Raw genomic sequence first — 803 nt, 5'->3', positions numbered from 1 at the left:
CTAGCCCGTCTTATTCGTAAAGGACCGGCTCATGCGTCGGCTTTGTCAGCTTTCTGTCAGCTCGTCCAAATAGTAGCTCGTTGTGATGAGAACCAATTACAACAACTGGCCCTCCGACGGGCAAAGTGTGGACCAGCAGCGCGATGCGCTGGCCGGCACTTCTGGCGCAGATGGTGCTGCTTTTACGGCCGCTTTAGCTGCTGGACCAGCGTCTTCCGCTTTTGACAAGAGGACAGGTGTGTCAGTCCGCCTACACAGAGTAAGTAGCAATATTGGCAACGCCCAAAGTGTTTCTTTGTTTACTGATGCCAATGAACGCAATAAGGTGGGAGCGATGACCGTGGCGCCGGGGCGCAACAGTTTGCGAATTCTCAGCATAGAAAATCTCGGCCGGTCGAGGTACAAAGGGGTCGGGACGGCTATGATTGAAGTCGCCGATCATACTAGGCAGTCCGCGGGCCTTTCCAAGCTATCCCTTCTCTCTCAAGATGAAGGAGCTTCAGCATTTTTCTACAAGAAGGGATTCCGGTTTGCGGACGAGGGCAAGAATGCGGAAATGCGGACTGTCATTTCCAATCCACGATACGTCTCAGATGAAATTCTTATGGGCGAGATGGAGCGCTAGCCCGTCTTATTCGTAAGAGTGCGCCTGAGGGCTGGCGAGCGTGGTGTAAAGCGCTGATGCGGCGTAGGATTCGGTTGCGAAGCCACCCCATCACCTTAAACCACGCCCGCCATGACCGATGATACGATTCTGCCATCCTCGTTTCCAGCCGTTCACGCCAAGAAAGTCACAGCTGCCT

Annotated in this window: 1 protein-coding gene; it reads left to right on the top strand. The window is 54.0% G+C overall.

The features are described 5' to 3' along the window. The first annotated feature begins 85 nt into the window (after nt 1-85). Nucleotides 86-625 carry a GNAT family N-acetyltransferase gene (locus tag IC50_RS38245; protein WP_014498653.1) on the top strand — a complete coding sequence of 180 codons (540 nt, stop codon included), beginning with the start codon at nt 86-88 and terminating at the stop codon, nt 623-625. The last annotated feature ends 178 nt before the right edge of the window (nt 626-803 follow it).

It is taken from the genome of Bradyrhizobium genomosp. I (2014), from assembly GCF_000261685.1.
In the GTDB taxonomy this organism is placed as follows: domain Bacteria; phylum Pseudomonadota; class Alphaproteobacteria; order Rhizobiales; family Xanthobacteraceae; genus Bradyrhizobium.
This window is presented reverse-complemented; position numbering and strand designations above follow the sequence as displayed.

Excerpts from the sequence above, each read along its gene's own strand:
- IC50_RS38245 (WP_014498653.1), top strand. The coding sequence starts at position 86 with ATGAGAACCAATTACAACAACTGGCCCTCCGACGGGCAAAGTGTGGAC.